19 protein-coding genes are annotated in these 20748 nt (G+C 61.7%); 7 read left to right on the top strand and 12 right to left on the bottom strand.

Annotation, left to right across the window (positions count from 1 at the left end; genetic code table 11):
* The first annotated feature begins 3 nt into the window (after nt 1-3).
* Nucleotides 4-876 carry a pyridoxal kinase PdxY gene (gene pdxY / locus IAE36_RS07515; RefSeq protein WP_060480940.1) on the top strand — a complete coding sequence of 291 codons (873 nt, stop codon included), beginning with the start codon at nt 4-6 and terminating at the stop codon, nt 874-876.
* Here the strand turns inward: pdxY and IAE36_RS07520 are convergent.
* Entirely contained in the window at nt 873-1358 is a 486-nt protein-coding gene (locus tag IAE36_RS07520; protein WP_060480939.1) for an acyl-CoA thioesterase, read from the bottom strand. The genes pdxY and IAE36_RS07520 overlap by 4 nt on opposite strands.
* Before the next feature lie 338 nt (nt 1359-1696).
* Here IAE36_RS07520 and IAE36_RS07525 point away from each other — a divergent pair, with 338 nt between their 5' ends.
* Nucleotides 1697-3457, top strand: a complete 1761-nt coding sequence (locus tag IAE36_RS07525; RefSeq protein WP_028632838.1) for a cation:proton antiporter — start codon at nt 1697-1699, stop codon at nt 3455-3457.
* Between the two features lie 105 nt (nt 3458-3562).
* Here IAE36_RS07525 and IAE36_RS07530 read toward each other — a convergent pair whose 3' ends face one another.
* From IAE36_RS07530 to zwf, 5 genes are all read right to left on the bottom strand, one after another.
* Nucleotides 3563-3970 (bottom strand): SMI1/KNR4 family protein, encoded by a 408-nt coding sequence (locus tag IAE36_RS07530; protein ID WP_201211560.1) that lies wholly within the window; start codon nt 3968-3970, stop codon nt 3563-3565.
* 115 nt (nt 3971-4085) lie between these two features.
* Nucleotides 4086-4940 (bottom strand): Tim44 domain-containing protein, encoded by an 855-nt coding sequence (locus tag IAE36_RS07535; protein ID WP_028632840.1) that lies wholly within the window; start codon nt 4938-4940, stop codon nt 4086-4088.
* Nucleotides 4941-5074: 134 nt separating this feature from the next.
* Nucleotides 5075-7261: a DNA helicase II gene (gene uvrD / locus IAE36_RS07540; protein ID WP_028632841.1), complete on the bottom strand. Its 2187-nt coding sequence runs from the start codon at nt 7259-7261 to the stop codon at nt 5075-5077.
* A 119-nt stretch (nt 7262-7380) separates the two neighbouring features.
* On the bottom strand, nt 7381-7695 hold the full coding sequence (locus IAE36_RS07545; protein WP_201211562.1) for a hypothetical protein: 315 nt from the start codon (nt 7693-7695) through the stop codon (nt 7381-7383).
* Between the two features lie 89 nt (nt 7696-7784).
* Nucleotides 7785-9227, bottom strand: coding sequence for a glucose-6-phosphate dehydrogenase (gene zwf, locus IAE36_RS07550; RefSeq protein WP_201162573.1), 1443 nt, complete (start codon nt 9225-9227; stop codon nt 7785-7787).
* A gap of 103 nt (nt 9228-9330) precedes the next feature.
* Between zwf and hexR the strand changes: the two genes are divergently transcribed.
* Both hexR and IAE36_RS07560 read left to right on the top strand, forming a co-directional pair.
* Nucleotides 9331-10197, top strand: a complete 867-nt coding sequence (hexR, locus tag IAE36_RS07555) for a transcriptional regulator HexR (protein WP_060480936.1) — start codon at nt 9331-9333, stop codon at nt 10195-10197.
* A 154-nt stretch (nt 10198-10351) separates the two neighbouring features.
* The gene (locus tag IAE36_RS07560; protein WP_201211569.1) at nt 10352-10570 is read left to right on the top strand and encodes a PA3496 family putative envelope integrity protein; all 219 of its coding nucleotides are present in this window, start codon (nt 10352-10354) and stop codon (nt 10568-10570) included.
* Here the strand turns inward: IAE36_RS07560 and IAE36_RS07565 are convergent.
* Nucleotides 10512-11474, bottom strand: a complete 963-nt coding sequence (locus tag IAE36_RS07565) for a LysR family transcriptional regulator (RefSeq protein ID WP_328822856.1) — start codon at nt 11472-11474, stop codon at nt 10512-10514. The genes IAE36_RS07560 and IAE36_RS07565 overlap by 59 nt on opposite strands.
* 188 nt (nt 11475-11662) lie before the next feature.
* Here IAE36_RS07565 and IAE36_RS07570 point away from each other — a divergent pair, with 188 nt between their 5' ends.
* Together IAE36_RS07570 and oadA are read left to right on the top strand one after the other, a co-directional pair.
* Entirely contained in the window at nt 11663-13078 is a 1416-nt protein-coding gene (locus tag IAE36_RS07570; RefSeq protein ID WP_028632847.1) for an acetyl-CoA carboxylase biotin carboxylase subunit, read from the top strand.
* Between the two features lie 96 nt (nt 13079-13174).
* Nucleotides 13175-14983: a sodium-extruding oxaloacetate decarboxylase subunit alpha gene (oadA, locus tag IAE36_RS07575; RefSeq protein WP_201211571.1), complete on the top strand. Its 1809-nt coding sequence runs from the start codon at nt 13175-13177 to the stop codon at nt 14981-14983.
* A gap of 103 nt (nt 14984-15086) precedes the next feature.
* Here the strand turns inward: oadA and IAE36_RS07580 are convergent, their stop codons facing one another.
* From IAE36_RS07580 to IAE36_RS07590, 3 genes are read right to left on the bottom strand one after another with little or no spacing between them, the layout of a single operon-like run.
* The gene (locus IAE36_RS07580) at nt 15087-15758 is read right to left on the bottom strand and encodes a GNAT family N-acetyltransferase (RefSeq protein ID WP_201211573.1); all 672 of its coding nucleotides are present in this window, start codon (nt 15756-15758) and stop codon (nt 15087-15089) included.
* Nucleotides 15751-16212 (bottom strand): GNAT family N-acetyltransferase, encoded by a 462-nt coding sequence (locus tag IAE36_RS07585; RefSeq protein WP_028632850.1) that lies wholly within the window; start codon nt 16210-16212, stop codon nt 15751-15753. Before IAE36_RS07585 ends, IAE36_RS07580 begins: the two co-directional genes overlap by 8 nt.
* Nucleotides 16213-16226: 14 nt before the next feature.
* Nucleotides 16227-16856, bottom strand: coding sequence for an FMN-binding negative transcriptional regulator (locus IAE36_RS07590; RefSeq protein WP_201211575.1), 630 nt, complete (start codon nt 16854-16856; stop codon nt 16227-16229).
* 89 nt (nt 16857-16945) lie between these two features.
* Here IAE36_RS07590 and pdxR point away from each other — a divergent pair, with 89 nt between their 5' ends.
* Nucleotides 16946-18478: a MocR-like pyridoxine biosynthesis transcription factor PdxR gene (gene pdxR, locus IAE36_RS07595; RefSeq protein ID WP_201211577.1), complete on the top strand. Its 1533-nt coding sequence runs from the start codon at nt 16946-16948 to the stop codon at nt 18476-18478.
* 38 nt (nt 18479-18516) lie between these two features.
* Here the strand turns inward: pdxR and IAE36_RS07600 are convergent, their stop codons facing one another.
* Together IAE36_RS07600 and IAE36_RS07605 are read right to left on the bottom strand one after the other, a co-directional pair.
* A complete protein-coding gene (locus tag IAE36_RS07600) occupies nt 18517-19620 on the bottom strand; it encodes an extracellular solute-binding protein (RefSeq protein ID WP_201162583.1) in 1104 nt (367 codons plus the stop codon).
* Nucleotides 19617-20663: a histone deacetylase family protein gene (locus IAE36_RS07605; RefSeq protein ID WP_201211579.1), complete on the bottom strand. Its 1047-nt coding sequence runs from the start codon at nt 20661-20663 to the stop codon at nt 19617-19619. The genes IAE36_RS07600 and IAE36_RS07605 overlap by 4 nt, the downstream gene beginning before the upstream one ends.
* Between the last annotated feature and the right edge of the window lie 85 nt (nt 20664-20748).

Raw genomic sequence — 20748 nt, forward strand, 5'->3', positions numbered from 1 at the left:
TGCATGAAACGTACTCCGCACCTGCTCGCCATTCAGTCCCATGTGGTGTTCGGCCACGCCGGCAACAGCGCTGCGGTGTTTCCCATGCAGCGTATCGGGGTCAATGTCTGGCCGCTCAATACCGTGCAGTTCTCCAACCACACACAGTATGGCCAGTGGGCCGGCGAAGTGCTCGCCCCTGCGCAAATTCCTGCGTTGGTGGAAGGCATTTCCAATATCGGTGAGTTGGGCCACTGTGACGCGGTGCTGTCCGGTTACCTGGGTAGTGCCGAACAGGGCAGGGCGATTCTGGCCGGTGTGGCGCGCATCAAGGCGGTAAACCCCAAAGCACTGTATGTGTGCGACCCGGTGATGGGGCACCCGGAGAAGGGCTGCAGCGTGCCGCAGGAAGTCAGCCAATTCCTGCTGCAAGAAGCCGTTGGCAAGGCAGATATCCTGTGCCCCAACCAGTTGGAGCTGGACAGCTTCTGCGGGCGCCGCGCGCAGTCCCTGCAGGATTGCGTTGGCATGGCACGCAGCCTGTTGCAACGTGGGCCCAAGGTAGTGCTGGTCAAGCACCTGGCCTACCCGGGGCGTGGCGAAGACCACTTCGAAATGCTGCTGGTAACCGCCGAGCACAGCTGGCACCTGCGCAGGCCTTTGCTGGCGTTCCCGCGTCAGCCGGTCGGCGTTGGCGACCTTACCTCTGGCCTTTTTCTGGCCCGGGTGCTGCTGGGCGACAGTTGGGAGCAGGCCTTCGAATTCGCCGCAGCGGCCGTGCACGAGGTGCTGCTGGAAACACAGGCATGCGCCAGCTACGAACTGCAGCTGGTGCGTGCCCAGGATCGCATCGCTCACCCCAGGGTACGCTTCGAGGCGCAGCCGCTGGCGTTCTAGGTCGCGTCGGTTTTCAGGTTCTGGTAGCGCTTTTCCAGTTCCTGGCGAATCTCACGGCGCTGCTGGCCTTGCAGGAAGCGGCGCTTTTCTTCGCTGGTTTGCGGCTGGCGCGGCGGGACCGACACCGGCCTGCGGTTGTCATCCACGGCCACCATGGTGAAGAAGCAGCTGTTGGAATGGCGTACCGAGCGCTCGCGGATGTTCTCGGTCACCACCTTGATGCCTACTTCCATGGACGTGTTGCCGGTGTAGTTCACTGACGCCAGGAAGGTCACCAGCTCGCCCACGTGCACGGGCTCACGGAAGATCACCTGGTCGACCGACAGGGTCACCACATAGGAGCCGGCATAGCGGCTGGCGCATGCATAGGCCACCTCGTCGAGGTACTTGAGCAGGGTGCCGCCATGTACGTTGCCAGAAAAGTTGGCCATGTCCGGGGTCATCAGGACAGTCATGCTCAGCTGGGCGTTTCCAGGTTCCATAGCGTGCTCACGGTGTGGTTGCGCTGAATCGGGCAAATGGGGGGGCGTTATCTTCAGGCATCGCAGTTCCCCTCTCGTTGAGTTGCCAGGCCAATACGGGACGTCGGTGGGCGCGCGGGCGTCACGCCGATACTGCCATCGGCGGCGGTTTCCCGGCCGATCTGTTTCATCATATTGCACTGGCATTTTGCGCCTAGGTGCAATGTTAACCTGAGTACACCCGTGAACCACGGGCCTTCCAGTGTTCAATACAGTCTGTACTGCTTGCTTGGCTTGCCTCGGCGCAGGCGCGGTCTGCCTGGGTTTTCACCAAATGACGAGAAAAGGAGTATCGCGCCATGCATGCCATCAGCTTCATCCAGGACCTGGCGGTCATCATGCTGGTCGCGGGCGTGGTCACCATCCTTTTTCATCGCCTCAAGCAGCCCGTGGTACTGGGCTATATCGTTGCCGGTTTCATCATCGGCCCGCATACCCCGCCTTTCGGTCTTATCCACGATGAAGACACCATCAAGACCCTGGCCGAACTGGGGGTGATCTTCCTCATGTTCTGCCTGGGGCTCGAATTCAGCTTGCGCAAGTTGTTCAAGGTTGGCGCTACCGCGTTCATCGCAGCCTTCCTGGAAATCGTGCTGATGATATGGATCGGCTTCGAAATTGGCCGCTGGTTTGGCTGGAACACCATGGATTCGCTGTTCCTGGGCGCCATCCTGGCCATTTCTTCAACCACCATCATCGTCAAGGCGCTCAACGACCTGAAGATGAAAAACGAGCGTTTTGCCCAGCTGATCTTCGGCGTGCTGATTGTCGAGGACATTCTGGGCATCGGTATCATTGCGCTGCTTTCGGGTATCGCCGTCAGTGGCACGGTGAGCTCCGGTGAGGTGTTCTCCACCGTTGGCAAGTTGTCGCTGTTCATGATCGTTGCCCTGGTTATCGGCATTTTGCTGGTACCGCGCCTGCTGGCTTATGTGGCCAAGTTCGAAAGCAACGAGATGCTGCTCATCACCGTGCTGGGCCTGTGTTTCGGCTTCTGCCTGCTGGTGGTGAAGCTGGAGTACAGCATGGTGCTGGGGGCGTTCCTGATTGGCGCGATCATGGCCGAATCGCGCCAGTTGCTGAAAATCGAACGCCTGATCGAGCCGGTGCGCGACATGTTCAGCGCCATCTTTTTCGTCGCCATCGGCCTGATGATCGATCCGCAGGTGCTGATCGATTACGCCTGGCCCATCGTGGTGATCACCTTGGCGGTGGTGCTGGGCAAGATGCTGTCGTGCGGCATGGGGGCCTTCATTGCCGGTAATGATGGGCGCACTTCGCTACGGGTTGGCATGGGCCTCTCCCAGATTGGCGAATTTTCATTCATCATCGCCGCGTTGGGTATGACCCTGCAGGTCACCAGTGACTTTTTGTACCCGGTAGCCGTTGCCGTCTCGGCCATCACCACACTGCTTACTCCCTACCTGATTCGTGCCGCTGACCCGTTGTCGATCAAGCTGGGCAAGGTGGTGCCTGGTCGTCTGGCCAGGGTGCTGTCGTTATATGGCGAGTGGTTGCGCAGCATCCAGCCCCAGGGTGAGGGTGCCATGGTGGCGGCGATGATACGGCGCATCCTCATGCAGGTCGGGGTAAACCTGGCCCTGGTGATCGCCATCTTCTTCAGTGGCGGTTACTTTGCAGGGCGTATCGGTGCCTGGCTCACGCAATGGGTGGGCGATATCAGCCAGCAAAAGGCGATGATCTGGGGGGCGGCGCTGTTGTTGTCGCTGCCCTTCCTGATTGCCGCTTACCGCAAGCTCAAGGCGCTGTCGATGCTGTTGGCCGAGATGGGTGTAAAGCCAGAAATGGCCGGGCGCCATACCCAACGTGTACGGCGTGTGATCGCAGAGGTGATACCGCTGTTGTCGCTGCTGGTGATCTTCCTGCTGCTCTCGGCGCTGTCGGCGAGCATTCTGCCTACCAACGAGCTGTTGCTGATTATCGCGGTGGTTGCGGCGGTAGTAGTGGCGTTGCTGTGGCGCTGGTTCATCCGCGTCCATACACGCATGCAGATCGCCTTGCTGGAAACCTTGGAGAACAGCCGGGAGAACACCCACTAACACCGCATGTAGGAGCGAGCAAAGCTCGCGATGCGCCGCGAGAGCGGCGCCCGCCCCATCCCGCCGCCAAGCCCGCTCTTACAGGCCAATCACCCGACCATTGGCTCAGCTTTCCAGCCAGACATCCCGCGCCCAGTGCCACACCGACTCCCAGCTCTCTTCACCGACCAGCTCCTCGTCGGCATCCCACAACACCACCGTGCCGTCCTCTTCAACGCAGTAGTAGTTCTCGCCATCCTGGCACAACGGGATCAACTCACGCGGTACGCCGGCGTCCCATGCATTGGCAGCGACTTCAGGCAGATAGGTGTGCGATTGCGGGTCAGTGACCGTAACAGGCTCCAGTGCGCCGTATACAACGTCACTTACGTTCAACAAGAACTCTTTGAACACAAACGGAATGTTGATGAACAGTTGTTCTTCGATCTCGACCAACAATTCCTCATCCGGAAGCTCGAGGGGCACCGGCACTGGCTCGTTGGCTTCACGGAGTTGTTCGATCACTTCTTCCACGGTTCACTTCCTCAGACCTAGATGACAACGCTGCGGGTTATACCCTAGTAGGCCGCTATGACAAAAGCAAAAACCCCGGGGATGGCCCCGGGGTTTTTGGATGCAGCGTGCGCGGTTAGCCGTTTTGGCGGATACCGGCAACCAGCCATGGCTGGTTATCGCCTTGGGCGCGAACCATGTGCCAGCTTTCGCTGAATGCCTCACCTTGGTCGAAGCGCGAGTTTTTCGACACGCCGCGGAAGGTCAGGGTAGCGTCGGTGCGGTCGGCGCGATCATCAACACCGTCCAGCTGCACTTCGAGGTTATCGATATAGGTCGACTGGAAGCCATCACCGAGTTCGGCACGCTCGCGCTTGAGGAACTCGAGCATCTGCGGGGTAACGAACTCGCCGATCTTGTCCATTTCGTTGGCATCCCAGTGCTGCTGCAGCGACTGGAAGTGGTTGCGGGCAGCGGCCAGGAAGCTCTGCTCGTTGAACCAGGCTGGCGCGTTGATCACCGGCGCCGCTGCCGCAGCAGGTGCGGCCGAGCCGCCGAAGATGGAGGGCTGCGCAGGCTGGCCGTACACCTCACGCTGCATCGGCGCATGGCCAGGCGCGGCCATGTGTGGCTGCTGCTGGCGACGTCGTGCGGCAATGAAGCGGAACACCAGGAAGGCAATGAGCGCGACGATCAGGAAGTCCATGATCTGGAAGCCCTCGAAGCCGTCGCCCATGAACATGGACGCCAGCAGGCCACCGGCGGCCAGGCCTGCCAGTGGGCCCAGCCAGCGCGAAGCACCGCTGGCAGCTGCCGGTGCACGGCCAGGCGCGGTCGGCGTGGCAGCGGGCGTGGTTGGCGTAGCTTGACGGGTCTGGTGGATAGGCGCGGAGCCCGAGCTCTTGCCGCCGCCAAAGCGTTTGGCGTTGGCGTCCAGGCTCAGCGTCAGGCCGACGCAAAGCGCCAGTGCGATGCTAAGAAAACGTTGCATAAGTGGGATATCCCCTGTTGTGGATTGCACGCGCGTCATGGTGCACAGGTTCCTGGGCACATGGCCAGCGACATAATGTTTCGAGCTTTTGCCTAAATGTTGCAGGGCCGCACCCGCAAGGTACGGCCCAGGGTTCAGATCGCTTCCAGCTTGGCATACCCCAGCATCAACCACTTGCTGCCTTCGTCGAAATTCACCTGAACCCGCGCCTGGGCGCCTGAGCCTTCGAAATTCAGGATCACGCCTTCGCCAAATACCGCGTGCTGTACGCGCTGGCCGAGGTTGAACGAGGTCTGTGGGATATTGGCGTTGGCGAACAGGTTGCTGCCAGCAGCTGTTTTGGCCCCGCCGAACGGGCGGCTGACGCTGTTGGACAAACGCACTTCCTGAACCAGGCCTGCCGGAATTTCACGTACGAACCGTGAAACCTTGTTGTAGGTTTCGCTACCGTAAAGCCGACGCGTCTCGGCATAGCTCATGACCAGCTGACGCATGGCGCGGGTGATGCCCACATAGGCCAGGCGACGCTCTTCTTCCAGGCGCCCAGGTTCTTCCAGGCTCATCTTGTGCGGGAACAGGCCTTCTTCCATGCCCACCAGGAACACATAAGGGAATTCCAGGCCTTTGGCGCTGTGCAAGGTCATCAGCTGGACGCTGTCTTCATGCTCGTCAGCCTGCGCATCGCCCGCTTCAAGCGAGGCATGGCCGAGGAAGGCGGACAGCGGCGAAAGGTCGGCGTCTTCTTCGGTGGATTCGAAGTTACGCGCCGCGCTCACCAGCTCCTCAAGGTTTTCTACCCGTGCCTGGCCCTTTTCACCCTTTTCTTCCTGGTGGTAGATAATCAGGCCCGACTGCTCGATGGTGGTCTGGGTCATGGTGTGCAGCGGCATGTCCGCCACTTTGGCAGCCAACCCTTCGATCAGCTCGATGAACGCGCCAAGCGCACTGGCGGCGCGGCCTTTCAGCGCTTTGGCGGCAATCAGCTGGCACATGGCCTGCCACATTGAAGCCTGGCTGTGACGCGCATGCTCGCGGATGGCCTCGACGGTTTTCTCACCGATTCCGCGAGGCGGGACGTTGATTACCCGCTCCAGGGCGGCATCGTTGCCCCGGCCCTCGATCAGGCGCAGGTAGGCCATGGCATTCTTGATTTCCGCACGCTCGAAGAAGCGCTGGCCGCCATAGATACGGTAAGGAATACGCTCGCGCAGCAGGGCTTCTTCCAATACCCGCGACTGGGCGTTGGAGCGGTACAGAATGGCGATGTCGCTGCGGGTATTGCCCTGCTTGATCAGGCTTTCGATGGTTTCCACCACGTAGCGCGCTTCATCATGCTCGTTGTAGGCGGCGTACAAGGTGAGCGGTTCGCCTTCACCCATGTCGGTCCACAGCTCTTTGCCCAAGCGCCCGCTGTTGTTGGCGATCAAGGCGTTGGCAGCCTTGAGGATACCGCCTGTGGAGCGGTAGTTCTGCTCCAGGCGGATCAGCTCGGCGTCAGGGAAATCGGCCGTGTACTGGTGGATGTTCTCGATCTTGGCGCCGCGCCAGCCGTAGATCGACTGGTCGTCGTCGCCCACCGCCATCAGGCTGTCGCCGCCGCGCGCCAGCAGGCGCAGCCAGGCGTACTGCACGGCGTTGGTGTCCTGGAACTCGTCGACCAGCACATGGCGGAAGCGCCGCTGGTAGTGCTCCAGCAAACCGGGGTGGTCCCGCCACAAGTCCAGCGCGCGCAGCAGCAGCTCGGAGAAATCGATGACCCCGGCCCGCTCGCACGCCTGCTCGTAGGCGCTGTACACGTCGCGCATGGTGGACAGGAACAGGTCGCCCCCAGGCTGGATATGCTGCGGCCGCAGGCCCTCGTCCTTTTGCCCGTTGATGAACCACTGTGCCTGGCGTGCCGGCCACTTCTGCTCGTCCAGGCCCAGCTCGCGCATTACCCGCTTGACCAGCCGCTGCTGGTCGTCACTGTCGAGAATCTGGAAGTTCTGCACCAGGCCTGCTTCCTGCCAGTGGGCCCGGAGCAGGCGATGGGCCAGCCCGTGGAACGTGCCCACCCACATGCCCGCCGGGTTGATGCCCAGCAGTTGCTCGATCCGGTGGCGCATTTCTGCCGCCGCCTTGTTGGTGAACGTCACCGACAGGATCGAATGCGGCGAGGCCTGCTCTACCTGGATGAGCCAGGCAATGCGATGAACCAGCACGCGGGTTTTACCGGAACCGGCGCCGGCAAGCACCAGTTGACGCCCGACCGAGGCGGCTACGGCCTGGCGTTGGGCATCGTTGAGGGAGTTCAGCAGGAGGGAGAGGTCGTCTGTGTGCATCCCGCCATTCTATGGGGAGGCTGACCCGGGGGCAAACGCCTACTGTATGAATATTCACCCCGGCCGACGGCCAGCGGTGGGAAGCCAGGCGGCAACCGTATGCCACCTGGCTGGCCGTATCAATCGCAGGCCTGGGCCGGTTCGATCTCAACCTTGAAGGAACCTTCCGAATGAATGATTTCTACTTGGCTGAACGGGCAGGCGCCGTCGCGAAGAAATTCGACGGTTTTTTCGGTCAGAACGGCATTGGCTACCACGCCGGTATCCACCAGCTCCAGATGCAGTACCTCCCAATTGCCGCGGTGGCGGACTTCCGGCTCGACCAGTACCGGCTCGAATGCCGGGCTAGGTACAGTAACGGTGCCGTGGACGCGGAAGGTCTGTTCGCCCGCAGCGGTTTGGTTGTAAGCGACAAAATCGGTGCATTTAGCCATTTAGGTAGAGTCCTGTAGGGGTTGAAAGTAGCGCCGGAGCGCACAGCCACTTTCCCCTAGTCTGCGCAAGGCTTGGATTTGGCAATGCTTCACCCGTGCCAGGTTCTGCCATGACGGGCCAGCAGGCTGTTGGCCTGCTCCGGCCCGTTGTTGCCGGCCGCGTAGTGGCGGGGCGCCTGGAAGTGCTCTTCCCAGCCCGCGATGATCGGGTCCACCCACGCCCAGGCGGCTTCCACTTCGTCACGGCGCATGAATAGCGTCGAGTCGCCCTCCAGCACATCCAGCAGCAGCCGCTCGTAGGCTTCCCAGCGGCGGGTCTGGCTGAACACCTGGGCCAGGTTCAGGTTCAGGTCTACCGGCTCCAGCCGCATGCCCTTCCCAGGGGTCTTGGTCATCATGCGCAGGCTGATGCGCTCGTCCGGTTGCAGCTGGATCAGCAACTGGTTTACCTGGCCACCGTTGAACAGCTCATGGGGTACCGGCTTGAACTGGATGACGATCTGCGAAGAGCGCCGCGCCATGCGCTTGCCTGTGCGCAGGTAGAAGGGCACGCCAGCCCAGCGCCAGTTGTCGATGTGCGCCTCGATCGCGACAAAGGTTTCCGTGTCGCTATCGTTATCCACATCCTTTTCGAAGTAATAGGCCATCACTTCCTGGCCGCCGATATGCCCGGCACCGTACTGGCCGCGTACGGTCTTGTCCTGCACATCCTGCCCGGTGATCGGTTTCAGTGCGCGCAGAATCTTCACCTTTTCGTCACGCACCGCTTCAGCCTCGAACTGCGCCGGGGGCTCCATGGCCACCAGGCATAATAGCTGCAGCAGGTGGTTCTGCAGCATGTCGCGCGTCGCCCCTGCGCGGTCGTAGTAGCCGCCGCGGTTTTCTACCCCCAGGGTTTCCCCCACGCTGATCTGCACGTGGTCGACCTGGCTGTTGCGCCATACCGGCTCCAGCAGGGCGTTGGCAAAGCGCAGGGCCATGAGGTTCTGCACGGTTTCCTTGCCCAGGTAATGGTCGATGCGAAACACCTGGCGCTCTTCGAACACTGCACCGATCGATTCGTTGATGGCCGTGGCCGATGCCAGCGAATGGCCAATGGGTTTTTCCAGCACGATGCGTGCTTCACTGTCAGCCAGCCCGGCGATGCGCAGGTGCGTGGCGATAGGCACGAACAGCGAGGGCGCCGTGGCCAGGTAGAAGATACGTGTCAGCCCCCCGGGCTCACCCAGGTAGCGTGCCAGGCGGCCGAAGTCTGCACTTTGCGAGGCATCCATGGCGAAGTAGTCCAGGCGTGCGCAAAAGCGCCGCCAGATTTCATCGTCGAATTCGCTACGGGCAATTTGCGCGCGGCAGTGGCGCTCGGCGAGCTTGAGGTAGTCGTTGCGTGGCAACTGTCGCCTGGCCAGGGCGATGACCCTGACGGCCGGGTCCAGGCGAGCCTCGCGAAACAGGTGGTAGAGCGCCGGGAGCAATTTGTGCAGGGCCAGATCGCCAGTGCCGCCGAAGACCAGAATGTCGCAAGGAATAGTCAAACCACCACGCTCCACGTTCGTTTAACTGGGCGGGTTGGCGTCCATGTAGTATAACTACAAGAAAGCTACAACCCGGCCAGCCGATCATAACCGAGTCCAGCCCGTGAATCTGTTGCAACATATCGCCCAATCGCGCCACCTGCTGCGCAAATCGGAACTGAAAGTGGCCGACCACGTGCTGCTCGACCCGGCTGCCGTGATGCACAGCTCCATGGCCGACCTGGCGCACAGCGTCGGTATCAGCGAACCGACCATCGTACGTTTCTGCAGGGCCATTGGGTGTACGGGTTTTCAGGACCTCAAGCTCAAGCTGGCGCAGAGCCTGGCCGCCGGGGCCAGTTTTGGGCAGTTTGCCATTCACGAAGACGATTCCGTCGCCGACTACAGCCTGAAGATCTTCGACACCACCCTGCATACCCTGATGGAGGTGCGCGAACACCTCGACCCGCACGCGCTGCAGCAGGCGGTAAGTGCCATGGCCCAGGCACAGCGTGTGGAGTTTTACGGCTTTGGTGCGTCCGGTGCGGTAGCGGCGGATGCACAGCACAAGTTCTTTCGCTTGCTGCTAAGCGCGGCGGCGTACTCCGACCCGCACATGCAGGCGATGTCGGCCGTCACGCTCAAGCCAGGTGACGTGGCAGTGTGCATTTCCCAGTCGGGCCGCTCCAAAGACTTGCTGATCACTGCCAACCTGGTACGCGAGAGCGGTGCCAACCTGATCACCCTGTGCCCCAGCCAGACCCCTCTGGCCGAGCTGTCCACGGTCAATTTGGCCATCGACGTGCACGAAGACACAGAAATCTACACCCCACTGACCTCACGCATCGCCCACCTGGTGGTCATCGACGTGCTGGCCATGGGCGTTGCCATGGCGCGCGGGCCCAGCCTGGTCAACCACCTCAAGAGCGTGAAGCGCAGTTTGCGCAGCCTGCGCCTGTCGCCCAAATCGATCAAGGCGACCGACGACTGAGCAGCACCCTGCGCGCCTGTTCAGCCAGGCAGCGCTGTGCCGGCCGGCACTGCCCTGAGGGGTAAAAATTCACGATTCTGTCACCATTCCCGCGCAAAACCGTAAACCCCCTGGGCCAGTCTGAAACTCCCGCATCCTACCAGGGAGACAGGCAATGGCTCGTGACCACGACGGTATCTACCAACCCAACGCCAAAGCTCGCAAGCAGCAGGAAAAGGACCAGCGCCGCATGGAATACCGCCGCGCGATCGAGAGCTACTGCGATCAGCGTCAGCTGCTGCGCGACCTGGTGGATTACCCCGAACTGCAAGAATTCACGGTGTGGCAGGCGTCGGCGGCAAGCGCCCCGAAAAACGCTCAACCAGGCCGCTGATCAACGTTCGTTCACTACGGATGAATGCCTGGAAGGCAAGCGCCACCGGCGATTGCCGCTTGGCCTTGGACTGCACCACGCACCAGCTGCGGTACAACGGCAGTTCTTCTACCGGCAGTTCCGCAAGCGCCCCGGTAGCCAGTTCAAGGTTGACCGCATGCCGGGTCAGCAGGGCGATGCCCAGGCCGGCGATTACGCACTCGCGCTGGGCGTCGGCCGATGCCACCTCCAGGGTCTGGGTGAAATGCACGCGCTTTTCCTTGAAGTATTCCTCGCAGGCCCTACGGGTTCCCGACCCCTGCTCGCGGATCAGCAGCGTATGAGGCTCCAGGTCCTGCAGGCGCAACTGCGCCAGCTTGCACAGCGGGTGATCGGGCGGGGCCACGGCAATGATCGGGTTATTGAGGAAAGGCAGGAACTCAAGGCCCATGTCCTGCGGCACCATGGACATGATGATCAGGTCGTCGCGGTTGTCGGAAAGGCGCCGGATGGCCTGGGCACGGTTGACCACCGTCAAGGTCAGGTTCACCTCCGGGTGACGCTGCTTGAAGGCGGCGAACAGGTGTGGAACGAAGTACTTGGCACTGGACTCGATGGCCAGTTTCAACTGCCCCTGCAATGACCCCTGCATGTCCGACAGTTGCATGTCCAGGCTCTCCAGGCGCCCGAAAATGTCACGGCTGGCGCGCTGCAAGGCTTCGGCGGCCTCGGTCAGGTACAACTTCTTGCCCACGTATTCGAACAAGGGTTGCCCGATGAGCTCTTCCAGCTGGCGTATCTGTAGACTTACGGCGGGTTGCGTCAACGCCATTTCTTCTGCGGCGCGGCTGTACGACCGTAGGTCGCACACCTCATTAAAGATCTGTAATTGACGCAATGTCATACGCATCAAGGACTTACGCATTAATTAGGCTCTTGGGCAATACCTTGTTACTTCACTATAAGCTTTTGCTAATACTGCCTCTAACAAATATTGATTTTTGTTTATCAACCTACAGCGCTAGTGTGAAAGTGCGACTGGCCAGCAATGCCTGGCCACGCGCCGACCGGTAGAACCGGCTCGACTGTTCCTACGGCTTTGGGAAGACTCCAGTGATAAAAAAAATCCTGATCGCCAACCGGGGTGAAATTGCGGTTCGGATCGTGCGCGCCTGCGCCGAGATGGGCATCCGCTCGGTAGCGATCTTTTCCGACGCCGACCGGCACGCCCTGCATGTGAAGCGCGCCGACGAAGCCCACAGCATTGGTGCTGAGCCGCTGGCTGGGTACCTGAACCCGCGCAAGCTGGTGAACCTGGCGGTGGAAACCGGCTGTGATGCGCTGCACCCGGGTTATGGTTTTCTGTCGGAGAACGCCGAACTGGCGGAAATCTGTGCAGAGCGTGGCATCAAGTTCATCGGCCCGGCCGCTGACGTGATTCGCCGCATGGGCGACAAGACCGAAGCGCGTCGCACCATGATCGCGGCGGGGGTACCGGTAACTCCGGGTACCGAAGGCAACGTGGCCGACATCCACGAAGCCCTCAGCGAGGGTGAGCGCATCGGTTACCCGGTGATGCTCAAGGCGACCTCCGGTGGCGGCGGGCGTGGCATCCGCCGCTGCAACAGCCGCGAAGAGCTGGAGCAGAACTTCCCGCGGGTCATCTCCGAGGCCACCAAGGCATTCGGTTCGGCCGAGGTGTTTCTGGAGAAGTGCATCGTCAACCCCAAGCACATCGAGGCGCAGATCCTCGGTGACAGCTTCGGCAACGTGGTGCACCTGTTCGAGCGTGACTGCTCCATTCAGCGCCGCAACCAGAAGCTCATTGAAATTGCACCCAGTCCACAGCTCACGCCTGAGCAGCGCGCCTACATCGGCGACCTGGCCGTGCGCGCAGCCAAGGCAGTGGATTACGAGAACGCCGGTACCGTCGAGTTCTTGCTGGCCGATGGCGAAGTGTATTTCATGGAAATGAACACGCGGGTGCAGGTAGAGCACACCATCACCGAAGAAATCACCGGCATCGATATTGTCCGCGAGCAGATCCGCATCGCCTCCGGCCTGCCTTTGTCGGTGAAACAGGAAGACATCCAGCACCGCGGCTACGCGTTGCAGTTCCGGATCAACGCCGAGGACCCGAAAAACAACTTCCTGCCCAGCTTCGGCAAGATCACGCGTTATTACGCCCCCGGTGGCCCTGGTGTGCGTACCGACACGGCCATTTACACGGGCTACACCATTCCGCCGTTCTACGACTCCATGTGCCTGAAACTGGTGGTGTGGGCGTTGACCTGGGAAGAAGCCATGGACCGCGGCCTGCGGGCCCTGGACGACATGCGCGTGCAAGGCGTGAAGACCACCGCCGCGTACTACCAGGAAATCCTGCGCAACCCGGAATTCCGTAGCGGCCAGTTCAACACCAGCTTCGTTGAAAGCCACCCTGAGCTGACCAACTACTCGATCAAGCGCAAACCCGAAGAGCTGGCCCTGGCCATCGCCGCCGCCATCGCCGCCCACGCCGGCATCTGAATGCAGGGGCAAGCTGCGAGCGGCACGCTGCAAGTAGAAGCGAATCGGCTTTTCTTGCGGCTACCGCTACGAGCTTGCCGCTAAAAGGAGATAACAATGTCCAAGAAAATCCACGTAACCGACACGATCCTGCGCGACGCCCACCAGTCTTTGCTGGCGACCCGCATGCGTACCGAAGACATGCTGCCGATCTGCGACAAGCTCGACAAGGTTGGCTACTGGTCGCTGGAAGTGTGGGGTGGTGCCACCTTCGACGCCTGTGTGCGCTTCCTCAAGGAAGACCCCTGGGAGCGCCTGCGCAAGCTGCGCGCCGCCCTGCCCAACACGCGTCTGCAGATGCTGCTGCGCGGCCAGAACCTGTTGGGCTATCGCCACTACAGCGATGACGTGGTCAAGGCGTTCGTGGCCAAGGCTGCTGTAAACGGCATCGATGTATTCCGCATTTTCGACGCCATGAACGACGTGCGTAACCTGCGTGTGGCCATCGAAGCGGTCAAGGCGGCGGGCAAGCATGCCCAGGGCACCATCGCCTACACCACCAGCCCGGTGCACACCATCGAAGCCTTCGTGAACCAGGCCAAGCAGATGGAAGCCATGGGCTGCGACTCGGTGGCAATCAAGGACATGGCAGGCCTGCTGACACCGTTCGCCACGGGCGAGCTGGTCAAGGCATTAAAAGCCGAACAGTCGCTGCCGGTGTTCATTCATTCCCACGACACTGCAGGCCTGGCTGCCATGTGCCAGCTCAAGGCTGTGGAAAACGGCGCCGACCATATCGACACGGCCATCTCCAGCTTTGCCTGGGGCACCAGCCACCCGGGTACTGAATCGATGGTCGCCGCGCTCAAGGGCAGCGAGTTCGACACTGGCCTCGACCTGGAACTGCTGCAGGAAATCGGCCTGTATTTCTACGCCGTGCGCAAGAAGTACCACCAGTTCGAAAGCGAGTTCACCGCCGTGGACACCCGCGTGCAGGTCAACCAGGTGCCGGGTGGCATGATTTCCAACCTGGCCAACCAGCTGAAGGAGCAGGGCGCCCTCAACCGCATGAGCGAAGTGCTCGCCGAGATCCCGCGTGTGCGTGAAGACCTGGGCTTCCCGCCGCTGGTCACGCCAACCTCGCAAATCGTCGGCACCCAGGCGTTCTTCAACGTGCTGGCCGGCGAGCGCTACAAAACCATCACCAACGAGGTGAAGCTTTACCTGCAAGGCGGTTACGGCAAGGCGCCTGGCGTGGTGAACGAGCAACTGCGCCGCCAGGCCATCGGCAGCGAAGACGTGATCGACGTGCGCCCGGCCGACCTGTTGAAGCCGGAAATGGCCAAGCTGCGCACCGAGATCGGTGCCCTGGCCCGCAGCGAAGAGGACGTGCTGACCTTCGCCATGTTCCCGGACATCGGGCGCAAGTTCCTTGAAGAGCGCGAGGCCGGTACGCTCACCCCAGAAGCGTTGCTGCCCATTCCTGAGGCTGGCGCCGTCGCTGCCCCGGGTGGCGAGGGTGTGCCCACCGAGTTCGTCATCGACGTGCACGGTGAAACCTACCGGGTGGATATCACCGGGGTCGGCGTCAAGGCCGAAGGCAAGCGCCACTTCTACCTGTCGATTGATGGCATGCCCGAAGAGGTGGTGTTCGAACCTTTGAACGAGTTCGTCGGTGGTGGCGGCAGCAAGCGCAAGCAGGCCAGCGCACCCGGCCACGTCAGCACCACCATGCCTGGCAACATCGTCGATGTGCTGGTGAAGGAGGGCGATACGGTCAAGGCGGGCCAGGCTGTATTGATCACCGAAGCCATGAAGATGGAAACCGAAGTGCAGGCGGCCATCGCCGGCAAGGTCGTGGCTATCCACGTAGCCAAGGGCGACCGCGTCACGCCCGGCGAGATCCTGATCGAAATCGAGGGCTGATACACGCCCGGGGCTGTAATGGTTTACCTCTGGGGAGCGCATGCTCCCCTTTTTTTCGGTCGTATGGCCTACCCCGAAGCGTGCTGCGCAGTGAAACCAACCCTCAGCCTCTACGGCACACTTCGAGCGTTTCAACCTGGCCTTGCGGTTGTTGGTTGGCATCACCCAACCATCGCTCGAACCCTGCAGCCACCGCCGGCCATTCATCGTCGGTAATCGAGTACCACGCCGTATCGCGGTTGTGGTCCTTCACCACCAGATGCTTGCGGAACACCCCTTCGAAGGTGAAGCCGAAGCGCTCGGCCGCGCGCCTGGAGCGGGCGTTGGCGTTGTTGCACTTCCACTCCAGGCGCCGGTTGCCCAGTGCGAAACCCAGCTTGCCCAGCAGGTAAACCGCCTCGGTGCCTTTGGGGGTGCGCTGCATGGCCGCGCCGAAGGCGATGTGGCCTATTTCGATGCGGCCATGATCGGGCACGATCGACATCAGGCTGAGGATGCCCTGTGCCTGCCCGTTGCGGCGGTCGATGACGCTATAGAACAACGGGTCGGTACCGGCCGCATTGGCTTGCAGCCAGCGGTCGAAGGCTCCGCGCTCGGTGAAGGGGCCGTAGGGCAGGTAATCCCAGAGGGAGGGGTCTGCCCCGGGGCCTTGCAGCACCTGCCAAAGGTCATCGCCATGGCGTGCGGGGGTGAGCTTTTCCAGGCGCACGAAGCGGCCCTCGAGGGTGTCGGCCTTGGGTATCGCGGCCGGTTTCCAGTTCAAGGCATCAGTCATGGTTGCCCTCCAGCCCTTTGCGAAATTGGATGAAGCCAGAGCGTTCGGCCACCTGCTGGTACAGGCTGATGGCCGTGGCATTGGTTTCGTGGGTGAGCCAGTGCACCTTGATACAGTTATCGGCCTTGGCCGCCGCATACACATGCTCGATCAAGCGGCGGCCGATACCCAGGCCGCGCTGGGCGCTGTCGACGTAGAGGTCCTGCAGGTAGCAGGCGTTCTCGATGCTCCAGTTGGAGCGGTGATAGATCCAGTTGACCATGCCGACGGCCTTGCCATCGGCCCAGGCCAAGGCCGAGTGGGTGGGCTCGTTGGGGTCGAGCAGGCGCTGCCAGGTGCTGAGGCTGACCGGGTCTGCCACCTCGGACTCGTAGAAGCAAAGGTAGGCCTGCCACAGTTCAAGCCAGGCTGCATGGTCTTGGGCGGTTACAGGGCGCAGGGTAACGCTGGTCATGGGCGATGCCTTCCTTAGAGGTGGCGCATGTGCGCCGCCAGTTGGTTGTCGAGAGGGTCGGGGCTGGCGCTCAGTGCCTCACGCACGCCAGCAATGTCCTGCGGCGGGCGGTTCTGGCTGAGCTTGCGAGCACCTTGCACGCGGCTGATGGGCAGGCGCACGCCGACGATGGCCTTGAGCATGCTGGCCAGGTAATCAGCCGGTGCGTCGCTGACGCGCCAAGGCATGCTGGCGCCTTGTTCATGCAGGTCGGTGAGCCGGCTGACGATCGCCAACAGCGGCTCGGGCTTGTGGATAACTTCGGCGGCGCCGTAGGCATGCACAGCCAGGTAATTCCAGGTAGGGACCACCTTGGGGTTGGCTTGCTTGCTGGGATAGAAACCGGGGCTAACGTAGGCATCGGCACCCGGGAACACCAGCAGCGCCTCGCTTACCTGGGCCAAATCCTGCCATTGGGGGTTGGCCCGTGCCAGGTGGGCATACACGGTACCCAATTCACCTTCTGCCGTTTCGATCAGCACAGGCAGGTGGGTAGCCAGCAAGCCATGTGGGCCATGGGTGACCAGAATGGCCAGGCGTGTAGCCAGCATCGCTGCGTGCAACTGTGCAACATCGTGCTCTTGATGAGGCTTGCTGGAGTACATGCTCGGTTTCCTTATGCAATGGTGCCATCCTAGGCAGATGATTGGCTCCGGGTAAGAGCCATTACCTGCAAATTTCAAAGGTCCAATGCATGAGTGAAACTCGCCGCCCCCCGTTACCGTTCGACCCCACGGGCATCACCCTGGACCGTAGCCGTGGGCTGAGCCGGCAGTTGTACCAGGCGCTGCGGATTCGCGTGCTCGATGGCCGCCTTGGCAGTGGCACACGCTTGCCGGCCACTCGCGAACTCGCCGCCATGCTGGCCCTGTCGCGTAACAGCGTGGTGCGTGCCTATGATCAATTGTATGCAGAAGGCTACATCGAGAGCCGGGTTGGGGACGGTACCTACGTCAGTCAGCTGCCAAAACTGTCCACACAGTTGTCCACAGGGTTATCCCAGTGCTTATCAACAGGTTTATCCACAAATTCACCGTCTGACACTGATGATTTATCCAGTTCAGGCGCCAGTAACGGGCCTTTGCAGCGGCTGAAAAAACATCATTTGGTGCCACCCCCGGAGGGCGCACCCAAGGCATTTCGTTTGGGCCTGCCTGCCTTCGACCTTTTCCCGTTCGGCGTCTGGGCCAAGCTGCAGGCGGGTTTCTGGCGTAACCCCGACCCTGCAAAGCTGGGCTACGGCAACCCTGCAGGTGAGCGTGAGCTGCGTGAGTTGATCGCGGCCTACCTGCGTAGTTCAAGGGGCCTTGTATGCACTGCTGAACAAATTGTGATCACCAGTGGTGCGCAGCAAGCCATCAGCCTTTGTGCACAGCTGCTGTTGCAGCCGGGTGAAGCCGTGGCTGTGGAAAACCCGGGCTATCGCGCAGCGGGGCATGCCTTTGCGTTGGCGGGTGCGCGTTTGTACGGCGTGGCGGTGGATGAGGAAGGGGTCGCCTGCGATCAGCTTGAGCAATTGCCGGCGTGCCGCCTGGCCTATGTGACCCCGGCGCACCAGTACCCCACCGGCGTCACCATGAGTCTGGCCCGACGCCTGCAGTTGCTTGCCTGGGCGGAGCGCAACCAGGGCTGGATCATCGAAGACGATTATGATGGGGAATACCGCTACAGCGGCGCCCCCTTGGCTCCGCTTGCCGCCTTGGACACACAGGGGCGGGTGCTGTACGTCGGTACCTTTGGCAAGATCGCCTTCCCGGCGTTGCGCATGGGCTACCTGGTATTACCCCCACCGCTGGCACAAGCGTTCGGGCAGGCCAAGGCGTTGGCCGTGCGCCATTCAGAAGTGAGTACGCAATGTGTGATGGCGCAATTCATAGCCCAAGGGCACTTCCAGCGGCACGTTCGCCGTATGCGCAAGGCCGCGCTCAGCCGGCGCAACATGCTCAAGGCCGGTTGGCCTGTGGATATTCCCGGGCTATCAGCGATGCCCGACGTGTCGGCAGGGCTACACGTGAAGGTGGATGTGGATAACTTCGCCCGTGAGCAGGCTCTGGTAACCAAAGCCCGTTCAGCCGGGGTAGAGGTGACGCCGCTCAGCAACTTCTGGTTGGGCGACAGCAGGGTGCCTGTGGATAAGCGGGCGGGGCTGGTGCTGGGGTTCGCAGCAGTACCGGAAGGGGAGATCGCCGATGCGCTGATGCGCCTGCGCAGAGCATGGCGAGCCTGAGACTCGCCACGGGTTCCCGCTCCCAAAGGCCCGCGCCGTCAGGTGCCGGACTTGATCCGCGTCCAGGCCCGTGTCCGCGCACGTTCAGCGTCGCGAGCGAGCGGCGTGAGCGTATACAGCTTGGCCATGGCCTCTGCAGTCGGGTACAGGTTGGGATTGTTGCGGATGGCAGGGTCCACTTTGTCGGTCGCATCCTTGTTCGGGTTGGGGTACCCGACAAAGTCGCTGATCGGCGCAATCACCTCAGGGCGCAGCAGGTAATTGATGAACGTGTAGGCATCCTCGGGGTTGGCCGCGTTCTTCGGAATCGCCAGCATGTCGAACCAGATCGGTGCGCCTTCCTTCGGCAGGCGCATGTCCACGACCACGCCGTTCTTGGCCTCGCGTGCGCGGTTGGCGGCCTGGGAGAAGCTGCCGCTGTACCCGACCGCCACGCAGATATCGCCATTGGCGATGTCAGCCATGTACTTGGAAGAGTGGAAGTAGGTGATGTACGGGCGGATCTTCAGCAGCAACGCCTGAGCCTTTGCATAGTCCGCAGGTTTGTCGCTGTTGGGCGGCAGGCCCAGGTACTGCAGGGCCAACGGCAGGATTTCCGACGGTGAGTCGAGCAGCGCCACGCCGCATTGCTTGAGCTTGGCGATGTTCTCTTCCTTGAAGATCAGGTCCCAGCTGTCTACCGGCGCGTTGTCACCCAGCGCCGCCTTGACCTTGGCCGGGTTGAAGCCGATGAGTACGGTGCCGTACATGTAGGGCACTGCAAACTGGTTACCAGGGTCGTTGGCCTCGATCAGTTTCATCAGGGCCGGGTCAAGGTGTTGCCAGTTGGGCAGCTTGCTGCGGTCCAGTGGCTGAAACACCCCGGCCTCAATCTGCTTGGCCAGAAACACGTTCGAGGGCACCACCACGTCATAGCCGGAATTACCGGTCAGCAGCTTGGCCTCAAGGGCTTCATTGGTATCGAAGATGTCATAGATCAGTTTCACGCCGCTGTCCTGCTGGAAGCCGGTCAGGGTCTGCGGCGTGATGTAGTCGAACCAGTTATACACCCGCAGGGTGCGCTGTTCGGCCTGCGCGTGCAGTGCGCCGGCGAATAGCGATGCAGCGACCAACGGGGCGAGCAGGTGCTTGAGACGGATCATGGCCGGGCTCCAGGCTGGGCGCGCTGGAAGCCTTCCAGCACATTGACTGCGTTGATGCCGATTTCCTCGACGGCATAGCCACCTTCCATCACGAACAAGGTGGGCTTGCCCAGCTGGGCAATACGCTTGCCCATCTCCAGGTAGTCGGGGCTGTCGAGCTTGAATTGCGAAATGGGGTCATCCTTGAAGGTGTCCACACCCAGCGAAACCACCAGCACCTCGGCGTCGTAGCCGGCGATGCGCTGGCAGGCGTCTTCCAGGGCGGTGCTCCAGGCAGCCCAGTCACTGCCGGCAGGCAGGGGGTAGTTGACGTTGCAGCCTTCGCCAGCGCCCTCGCCGGTTTCATCGGCGTAGCCCAGAAAATAGGGGAACTCGTCCTGCGGGTCGCCGTGGATCGATGCGAAGAACACGTCGCTGCGCTGGTAGAAGATGTCCTGTGTGCCGTTGCCATGGTGGTAGTCCACGTCCAGGATGGCGACCTTGCGCCGGCCCTGGTCAAGAAACGCCTGGGCAGCGATAGCGGCGTTGTTGAGGTAGCAGTAGCCGCCCATGACTTCACCGGCCGCGTGGTGCCCTGGCGGGCGGCACAGCGCAAAGGCTGCGTGCGCGCCTTGCTCAATCGCCGCCTGGGCAGTCAAGGCAACCTGCGCAGCGCTGTAGGCGGCCTGCCAGGTGCCGGCGGTAATTGGGGCGCCGGCGTCGAAGCTGTAGTAGCCCAGTTCGCCGTGCAGGCCTGTGGGCTTTACCTGCCGCAGGGTACGGGCTGGCCAGGTAAACGGCAGCAGGTCGCCTTCCTGGCCCAGCGCGGCCCAGCGCGCCCAGGCGCCCTCGAAGAAGGCCAGGTATTCGGCACTGTGAACCCTCAGCAGAGGCGCCCGCCCATGGTCGGTGGGCGGCTGAACGTCGCCGAGGTTGCGCTTTTTGACCTGCTCCAGCACATGGTCGGCCCGCGACGGCATTTCGAAACAGGGCATCAGCTTGCCATCGATCAGCTCGCAGCGGCCATGGTGCAGGCGGTGGTCATCGGAATAGATCGTCAGCATTGTTGTTCTCCGGTAAGGACTGGCGTGGGCCAATTGTCACGGGCTGCCCAGTGCGCGAGAACGACCCAAATGGCCAAAAGGGGAT

The organism is Pseudomonas sp. S36, from assembly GCF_016647875.1.
GTDB lineage: Bacteria > Pseudomonadota > Gammaproteobacteria > Pseudomonadales > Pseudomonadaceae > Aquipseudomonas > Aquipseudomonas parafulva.

What these genes read in the sequence shown, in the direction of transcription:
- pdxY (WP_060480940.1), top strand. Translation starts at nt 4, where the DNA reads ATGAAACGTACTCCGCACCTGCTCGCCATTCAGTCCCATGTGGTGTTC.
- IAE36_RS07520 (WP_060480939.1), bottom strand. Translation starts at nt 1,358, where the DNA reads ATGGAACCTGGAAACGCCCAGCTGAGCATGACTGTCCTGATGACCCCG.
- IAE36_RS07525 (WP_028632838.1), top strand. Translation starts at nt 1,697, where the DNA reads ATGCATGCCATCAGCTTCATCCAGGACCTGGCGGTCATCATGCTGGTC.
- IAE36_RS07535 (WP_028632840.1), bottom strand. Translation starts at nt 4,940, where the DNA reads ATGCAACGTTTTCTTAGCATCGCACTGGCGCTTTGCGTCGGCCTGACG.
- uvrD (WP_028632841.1), bottom strand. Translation starts at nt 7,261, where the DNA reads ATGCACACAGACGACCTCTCCCTCCTGCTGAACTCCCTCAACGATGCC.
- IAE36_RS07545 (WP_201211562.1), bottom strand. Translation starts at nt 7,695, where the DNA reads ATGGCTAAATGCACCGATTTTGTCGCTTACAACCAAACCGCTGCGGGC.
- IAE36_RS07560 (WP_201211569.1), top strand. Translation starts at nt 10,352, where the DNA reads ATGGCTCGTGACCACGACGGTATCTACCAACCCAACGCCAAAGCTCGC.
- IAE36_RS07565 (WP_328822856.1), bottom strand. Translation starts at nt 11,474, where the DNA reads ATGCGTAAGTCCTTGATGCGTATGACATTGCGTCAATTACAGATCTTT.
- oadA (WP_201211571.1), top strand. Translation starts at nt 13,175, where the DNA reads ATGTCCAAGAAAATCCACGTAACCGACACGATCCTGCGCGACGCCCAC.
- IAE36_RS07580 (WP_201211573.1), bottom strand. Translation starts at nt 15,758, where the DNA reads ATGACTGATGCCTTGAACTGGAAACCGGCCGCGATACCCAAGGCCGAC.
- IAE36_RS07585 (WP_028632850.1), bottom strand. Translation starts at nt 16,212, where the DNA reads ATGACCAGCGTTACCCTGCGCCCTGTAACCGCCCAAGACCATGCAGCC.
- IAE36_RS07590 (WP_201211575.1), bottom strand. Translation starts at nt 16,856, where the DNA reads ATGTACTCCAGCAAGCCTCATCAAGAGCACGATGTTGCACAGTTGCAC.
- pdxR (WP_201211577.1), top strand. Translation starts at nt 16,946, where the DNA reads ATGAGTGAAACTCGCCGCCCCCCGTTACCGTTCGACCCCACGGGCATC.
- IAE36_RS07600 (WP_201162583.1), bottom strand. Translation starts at nt 19,620, where the DNA reads ATGATCCGTCTCAAGCACCTGCTCGCCCCGTTGGTCGCTGCATCGCTA.
- IAE36_RS07605 (WP_201211579.1), bottom strand. Translation starts at nt 20,663, where the DNA reads ATGCTGACGATCTATTCCGATGACCACCGCCTGCACCATGGCCGCTGC.